This window comes from Kitasatospora sp. NPDC059571, from assembly GCF_042735675.1.
Classification (GTDB): Bacteria; Actinomycetota; Actinomycetes; order Streptomycetales; family Streptomycetaceae; genus Kitasatospora.
The window spans coordinates 1-5,930 of record NZ_JBHWBW010000486.1; the positions used below are offsets into that span (position 1 = coordinate 1).

7 protein-coding genes are annotated in these 5,930 nt (G+C 75.1%); 3 read left to right on the forward strand and 4 right to left on the reverse strand.

The window, feature by feature from the left end; all coding sequences use genetic code 11:
* The 4 genes from ACFV0G_RS33555 to ACFV0G_RS33570 form a co-directional block, all read right to left on the reverse strand.
* Window positions 1-594: SAF domain-containing protein (locus ACFV0G_RS33555; RefSeq protein WP_380556160.1), on the reverse strand; the 594-nt coding region annotated here is incomplete at its 3' end.
* Between the two features lie 58 nt (window positions 595-652).
* Entirely contained in the window at window positions 653-1,462 is an 810-nt protein-coding gene (locus ACFV0G_RS33560; protein WP_380556161.1) for a hypothetical protein, read from the reverse strand.
* Between the two features lie 113 nt (window positions 1,463-1,575).
* Entirely contained in the window at window positions 1,576-1,869 is a 294-nt protein-coding gene (locus ACFV0G_RS33565) for a hypothetical protein (protein ID WP_380556163.1), read from the reverse strand.
* Window positions 1,870-2,338: 469 nt separating this feature from the next.
* Window positions 2,339-3,181 (reverse strand): hypothetical protein, encoded by an 843-nt coding sequence (locus ACFV0G_RS33570; protein WP_380556165.1) that lies wholly within the window; start codon window positions 3,179-3,181, stop codon window positions 2,339-2,341.
* 116 nt (window positions 3,182-3,297) lie between these two features.
* Here ACFV0G_RS33570 and ACFV0G_RS33575 point away from each other — a divergent pair, with 116 nt between their 5' ends.
* The 3 genes from ACFV0G_RS33575 (at window position 3,298) to ACFV0G_RS33585 (ending at window position 5,812) form a co-directional block, all read left to right on the forward strand.
* A complete protein-coding gene (locus ACFV0G_RS33575) occupies window positions 3,298-3,726 on the forward strand; it encodes a pyridoxamine 5'-phosphate oxidase family protein (protein WP_380556167.1) in 429 nt (142 codons plus the stop codon).
* Window positions 3,727-3,818: 92 nt separating this feature from the next.
* Window positions 3,819-4,271 (forward strand): MaoC family dehydratase, encoded by a 453-nt coding sequence (locus ACFV0G_RS33580; RefSeq protein WP_380556169.1) that lies wholly within the window; start codon window positions 3,819-3,821, stop codon window positions 4,269-4,271.
* A gap of 332 nt (window positions 4,272-4,603) precedes the next feature.
* Window positions 4,604-5,812: an MBL fold metallo-hydrolase gene (locus tag ACFV0G_RS33585; RefSeq protein WP_380556170.1), complete on the forward strand. Its 1,209-nt coding sequence runs from the start codon at window positions 4,604-4,606 to the stop codon at window positions 5,810-5,812.
* Window positions 5,813-5,930: the final 118 nt, after the last annotated feature.

The window sequence follows — 5,930 nt, forward strand, 5'->3', positions numbered from 1 at the left end:
GCCGTCGCTGTCCACCCGGCCGACGGTGACCACCACGGCGGACAGCGTGTCCGGGGTGCGGGCGGCCGCTGCCGCGTCCGCCTTGGCGTCCGGGGTGTAGACCACGAGCACCTGGAGACCGGGCTGCAGCCGGCCGGCCGGCAGCTGGGTCCGTTTCGCGGCCAGGCCGACCACCTGCTGGCCCGGCTGGAGCGCGGGGTCGCTGGTCAGGTCGGCCTTGAGCAGCAGCGCGCCGCGCCGGAGGTCGGTGGTGGCACGCAGCCCGACGGCGCGGGCCCGGTCGCGGGCGTCCAGCGGGCGCAGCGCCGGGTCCCCGGCGATGTGCGCGACCACCAGGTCGTCCGCGGTGAGGGTCTGACCCATCGGCACGTCGCGGGCGAGCGCGAGGACGGCGATCCGCTGGCCGGAGCTGTTGTAGAGCACCGCGCCGCCCAGGCCTCCCGCGGCGATCAGCGCGACCGCCATGGCCAGCACCGCGGGCCGGCGCCGGCGGGCGCGCAGCGTCCGGGCCGGTACGTGCGGTGCTGGCCGGACGGGGTCGGCGGCGAGGGGTGCGGTGCCGGTGCTCGGGGTCGGGAAGTTGCGGGTGTCCACCGGCTGCGGCCTTTCTGGCGGTTCGTCACGTCGGATCGTTCGGGTCACTGCGCTGCGGTCAGTTCAGGGCCTGCACCTCGGCGACCTTCAGCGGCAGCGGCCGGTCGCTGGTGACCGGGAAGTCGACGGTGAAGACCCGGGCGCCGGTGTCGGAGCGGACCGCCTCGACGTGCCACGTCAGGGTGGCGGTGAGGTAGTACTGCTGGTCCCGCTGGCCCGCCGAGGCGGTGCGGTAGGTGTACCCGCACGGCGGCCGGTCGGCCCGGGCGCCCGGCGTGTACGCGGTGCCGGGGCCCGTGCAGTCGGCGCCGGACCCGTCCCCGGTGTCCCAGTGCACCTTGGTGAGGGTGGCGGTCGCCGTCACGCTGAGCGTCCGTCCCTTGGCGACGGCGGTCTGGGTGCCGGAGGTGGTCCCCGTCGCGGTGTACCAGAGCCAGACCGGCGCCCCGACCACCGCGGTGGTCCCGGGGGCCGCATGGACGTCGGGCGTATCGAAGTGGATCTTCGCGAGGGCCTTCATCCCCAGGTCGTACGGCCGGTCCGGCGGCGGCGGGCCGCCCGGCGGCCGGGCGAAGAACATCGGCGGCTTCGGGCTCAGCTGTCCGCCGACACCGCGGCAGTTGACCTCGTACACCGCGCCCTGCGAGGCGTCGTGCCCGCCCCAGGAGGGGTCGCCGGCCGGCGGCTGCGGGTCGGAGGCCTTGTAGTAGCAGCCGTCCGCACTGCTGAACCAACCGAGGTCGTCGTCCCAGCAGGGCCACTGCTGCCCGTTCCAGCTGCACATCTGCACGCCGCCGTCACCACCGCCGGACGACCCGCCGCCCCCGGACCCGGGGTCGGGGGTGGCGCCCGGTTCGGTGACGATCACGCAGATATCCCGGACGGCACACGGATTCACGTCACCGCCGGGGTCCTTGGCAGCAGCGGGGGCCGCGGTGGCGGCGAGCATTCCGATCACGAGGAGTGCCCGAATGACCGTCCTCAACATGTGCGGCCCACCTCGCGCTTGAAGTCAACGATCATCCAGCGATTGCCGTTCTTGCGCAGCGAAACGGTTGCGATGTAGCGCGTGAACCGCTGTTTCGGGTCCTTTACGGCCTTGGTCGCGGCGTCCGTCTGGTGCCAATCCGTCACATCGAGGCAATCCTCGACGACGGCGCTCTGCGGATCCGCCTTGAGATCCAGGGATCGCACCAGCGGAGAGGGGTGCGGGGCGCCGGTCATCACGAGCTTCGCCTCGTGCAGCTGGTGGAGGCTTGCGAGCGCGTCGCTCAACGCGGTTCCGGTGGAGTACACACGGAGTTGGGAACCGTCCGAATCCGATCGGGCGAATGCGTCCGCCTGTGCGGTCCACCAGCCCTGATACGCCCTCAGCACATCGCGCCCGACGGCCCCTTCGGCACCTTCCGTGGGAGCGGACGTCGCGTTGCCCGAACCACCCGAAGGAGTTACCGCAGTCCCGCCCGGAACACCCGTCACAGGGGTACCGAGACGATCGGCGGAAGCCGCCGACCCGCTGCCGCCACAGGCCGCCAGGAGGAACAGCAGTACCGCCCCACCGACCCCAACCGCCCCAGGGCGCAACACATTTCCGCGCTGCCGCATCGCCCCACCTCATCGCGCCCGGCCCCGTCCGTGGCCATGGTCGCAGAAGTCGTCCGCCGTACCTTCGTGTGGTCACCACCGGAAGCATCGGTTCTTCGCCACTCCGCCCCCGCCCGGGAACACCCAAGGCGGTCCGACCTTACGCGTTGGGCGGATCGATCGGGGCGTTTTCGCGCCACAGAACGGACAACAGTTCTTCGGAAAGCGACAATCCGGCCAATGCGCCCCGAACGGCGGCCCGATTGCGCATCAACAGCCGTCCGCCCTCGGCCGGAACGAGCGAGCGGACGGATGCGGCATCGGCCGCCGCTCCCTCCCGACGGGCGAGTTCGGCATCCAGGAGCGGGTGCAGCTCCTGCGGACCGAGCGCGGCGGGCGCCCCGGGGACGCCGTGCTCCAGGAGTTCGCCGAGGTGGCGGCTGAACGAGCCGTCGCCGCCGGGCCGGACCGCGTCGCGGCCGCGCCGGCCGGTGCGCAGCCGGGAGATCCGCCCCCAGAGCGGGACGCGCGAGTGGCCGAGAAGCTCCCCGGCCGCGTCCTCGTCGGCGAGGGCCGTCCAGGTGTCCCGGTCGGCGACCGCGTCGACCAGCAGCAGGGTCTCCTCCTGGTCGCCGTGCACCATGGCGCTGACCACCCAGTCCCAGGCCAGTCCGCGCCGGTAGGCGTTGTCCGGGGTGGATCCGGCGGTGACCAGGGCGACCCGTCTGCCGCGCGGGTCGGCGGCCAGCTGGCCGAGGAGGGCCACGACCAGCCAGCGGGCGGGTCTGCCGGCGGCCGCGCGGACGGCGGTGAGCATCGCGTTCGCGTCCGCGTCCGGCGGCAGCGCGGTGACCCGGCACCCGCGGGTGCCCGCGTCGAAGGTCCGCCCGGGCAGGGCCGCGGCGAGGGCCGCCGCCCCGGACCCGGCCGAGGCCGAGGCCGCGTACGCCCGCTCGGGCCCGCCGTCCGCCCCGATGACCACCAGTTCGATGCCGCCGCCCACCCCGGACCGCCCCCTTCGCCTGCTCCGCTCTCGGGCGACAAGCTACCGCCGTAGGCACTGCCGGACCGGGACCATCGGCCCTACCGGCCACCCGGGGACCGTCCCACCATCGTGCTATGAGGTACGAGGATCCCGTGGAGGAGCTGAGCGAGGCGGAGTGCCGCCGCCTGCTGGCAACCGTGCCCGTCGGGCGGGTGGTGTACACCGAGCACGCCCTGCCCGCGGTGCTGCCGGTCGCCTTCGAGCTGGCCCCGGACGGGCGGCTGGTGCTGGCATTGCGGGCCGACAGTGCGACCGCGCGCGCCCTGGACGGCACGGTGGCCGCGTTCCAGGCCGACCTGCTCGACCCCGCCACCCGGACGGGCTGGAGCGTCCTGGTGCACGGCCGGGCGGCGGTGGTGCGCGAGCGCGCGGCGGCCGACGACCTGTACGCGGGGGGCCTGCGTCCCTGGGTGGGCGGTCCCGGGCCGGTCTATGTGGCACTGACCCCGGAGCTGGTCGGCGGGCGGCGGCTGCGGCCGGCCCCGGCCCCCGCTGACATGTGACCGGTGGGTAGGCATACTCTCCGACTGTCCCGTGCGGGCGGAGCAGCCGCGCCCGGCGGGGTCCGGAGCCCCTCCCCCATCTGGAGCGCACCTTGACGACCTTCGCATCGCTGGCCGATCTGACCGCCGCGGTCGGCACCGAGCTCGGCACCAGCGCGTGGCACACCGTCGACCAGGAGCGGGTGAACCTGTTCGCCGATGCGACCGGCGACCACCAGTGGATCCATATCGACCCGGAGCGCGCCAAGGAGAGCCCGTTCGGCGGCACGATCGCGCACGGCTACCTCACGCTGTCGCTGATCCCGGTGCTCGCCACGGAGTGCTACGGCGTCGAGGGCATCGCGATGGCACTCAACTACGGCTCGGACAAGGTCCGCTTCCCGGCCCCGCTGCCGGTCGGCACCGCCGTCCGCGCCACCGCCGAGCTGCTCTCCGTCGACGAGGTGCCCGGCGGGGTGCAGGCCGTCGTCCGGTTCACCATCTCCAGCGAGGCGAGCCCCAAGCCGCACTGCGTGGCGGAGACGATCACCCGCTTCTACGCCTGAGCCGCCGCCCCGGGCCCGCCCCGCAGGTCGGGGCCGGGCCCGCGCCGGCCCCGGGCACGCGGTCGGCGCGGTCCGCCGAACGGCCCGCCCGATCATGTTTCGACCGGGCCGGCACGGGCCAGGACGGGTAGTGTCCGGTGCGACGGCCGTCGTACGGAACGGGGCCCGTCGGCCGCCACCGTGCGCGTCCGGCATGCCGTCCTCCGGCGGCCGGTCCCCGGCCGACGCAGTGCGGATGTCCCGACCGTGGAGGTGCCGTGCCCAGCTCCGTCCCCTGGATCGCCCGTGCGGCGGCGCTCGCCGCACAGCTCGGTTCGACGGTCTCCACCTCGCTGTCGGACCCCGACGTCCAGGCGCGGATCCGCCGCAGCACCTGGCACCGGGTGCGCACCGACGCCTTCGGCGCGGAGCCGCGCGGCGAACGGCTGGCCCGGATCCGCCGCTCCCCGCAGTTCCGCGACGGCGCCTTCCAGAACCCGGTCCCGACCCGGCGGCTGGTGTACGACCGCTCCCCGCTGGAGGTCACCCGGGCGCAGCTGACCGGTGACCGCACCCGGCGCCTGCCGGCCGCACCCGTGCCGCTGCACCGGCTGCGCCCCGCCGACCTGGCCGCACCGCCCGCCTCAGGGCTGCGGATGACCTGGCTCGGCCACGCCACGGTCCTCGCCGAACTGGACGGCCGCCGGGTGCTGTTCGACCCGGTGTGGGGCGAGCGCTGCTCGCCGTTCCCGGGCATCGGCCCCAAGCGGCTGCACCCGGTGCCGCTGCCGCTGGCCGACCTCGGGCCGGTGGACGTGGTCGTGGTGTCGCACGACCACTACGACCACCTGGACATGCCGACGATCAGGGCGCTGGCCGCCACCGAGGCGGTGTTCGCGGTGCCGCTGGGCGTCGGCGCGCACCTGGAGCACTGGGGGGTGCCGCCCCGGCGGATCGTCGAGCTGGACTGGTGGGAGTCGGCCGAGGTGGCCGGCCTGACGCTGACCGCCACCCCGGCCAGGCACTACTGCAGCCGCGGCCCGCGCACCAGCCCGTACCTGCTCTGGGCGTCCTGGGCGGTCGCCGGGCCCGAGCACCGGGTCTTCCACAGCGGGGACACCGGGTACTTCCCGGGCTTCGCCGAGATCGGCCGCCGGCTCGGCCCGTTCGACGCGACGATGGTGCAGATCGGCGCGTACAGCGACTTCTGGCCCGAGGTGCACATGACCCCCGAGGAGGGGGTGCGGGCCCACCTGGACCTGTCCGGCGGCCTGCTGCTGCCGATCCACTGGTGCACCTTCAACCTCGCGCCGCACCCGTGGGAGGAGCCCGCGGAGCGGACGGTGGCAGCGGCGCAGGCGCTCGGCGCCGCACTGGCGGTACCGCGGCCGGGCACGCCCTTCGAGCCGGCCGAGCCGCCGCCGCTGACGCTCTGGTGGCGGGCGGCGGCCGCGGTGCCCGACGACGAGCCGCTGGTCGTGCCGGACGGCCTGACGGCGACGGCCGGGAAGCCGGACACCCCGGGCCGCACCTCGGTGGAGGACGACGGCATCACGGTGTGACACGGCGTCGGGGGGGGGGGGGGGGGGGGCCGGCCGCCCCCCCCCCCCCCCCCCCCCCCCCCGCCTCGCCACCGCGGCGCCCCCCCCCCGCCCCAGCCCCGCAGACACCCCGCGACCC